This is a genomic window from Streptomyces sp. RPT161 (genome assembly GCF_027533845.1).
In the GTDB taxonomy this organism is placed as follows: Bacteria; Actinomycetota; Actinomycetes; order Streptomycetales; family Streptomycetaceae; genus Streptantibioticus_A; species Streptantibioticus_A silvisoli_A.
Window position 1 is genome coordinate 1 of the sequence record NZ_JAPZVN010000080.1, and the last position, 1,129, is coordinate 1,129.

Here is a 1,129-nt window from a genome sequence, read left to right on the forward strand (position 1 = left end):
CCCGATCGAGGCGCAGGCGCTGCTTGCCACCTATGGGCGGGAGCGTGACGAGGACCAGCCGTTGTGGCTGGGTTCCATCAAGTCGAACATGGGTCATACGCAGGCTGCCGCCGGTGTCGCCGGGATCATCAAGATGGTGATGGCGATGCGGCATGGTGTGCTGCCGAAGACGTTGCACGTGGACGAGCCGACGCCGCATGTGGACTGGGCGGCGGGCGCGGTTGAACTGCTGACGGAGGCGCGGGAGTGGCCGCGGACCGATCGTCCGCGGCGGGCCGCGGTCTCCTCGTTCGGCATCAGCGGCACCAACGCACACCTGATCATCGAACAGGCACCGCAGCTGGAAGCGGAGGAAGCGGCCGAGCAGCCGCGTCCGCTTCCGGTACTGCCATGGGTGCTGTCGGCGAAGTCAGTTGAGGCACTGAGCTCCCAGGCCGAGCGCCTGCTGGCCCACCTGACCGCACGGCCGGAACTCGGCGCGGCAGACATCGCTTACTCGCTGGCGGTCACCCGATCCGCGCTGGAGCACCGGGCGGCAGTCGTCGCGGCCGACTACCAATCCCTCCTCGACCGGCTCACCAAGCTGGCGGCCGGTGAGTCTCCCGCCGGAGTGGTCCGGGGTACGGCGGACGGCCGTGGCAAGCTCGCGTTCCTGTTCACCGGTCAGGGCAGCCAGCGAATCGGGATGGGCCGGGAGCTGTACGAGGCCTATCCTGTCTTCGCCGAGGCGTTGGACGAGGTGTTTGAGCGGTTCGAACTGCCGCTCAGGGACGTGGTGTTCGGCGACGATGCTGCGTTGCTGGATCAGACCGCTTACACACAACCCGCGTTGTTCGCCGTTGAGGTGGCGTTGTTCCGGCTCGTCGAGTCGTGGGGGCTGAAGCCTGACTTCCTGGCCGGGCACTCGATCGGTGAGCTGGCCGCCGCGCATGTTGCCGGTGTGCTGTCGCTGGAGGACGCCTGCACATTGGTGGCGGCCCGTGGTCGTCTGATGCAGGAACTCCCGGGCGGCGGCGTGATGGTGGCAGTCCAGGCGGCGGAGGACGAGGTCGTCCCGCTGCTGGTCGAGGGCGTGAGCATCGCCGCGATCAACGGACCGACATCGATCGTCATCGCCGGTGACGAGGAC

1 protein-coding gene is annotated in these 1,129 nt (G+C 68.0%); it reads left to right on the top strand.

Annotated elements, in window-relative coordinates:
- Positions 1-1,129 (top strand): type I polyketide synthase (locus O5O46_RS34980; RefSeq protein WP_269859720.1); only part of this gene is annotated, 1,129 nt, incomplete at both ends.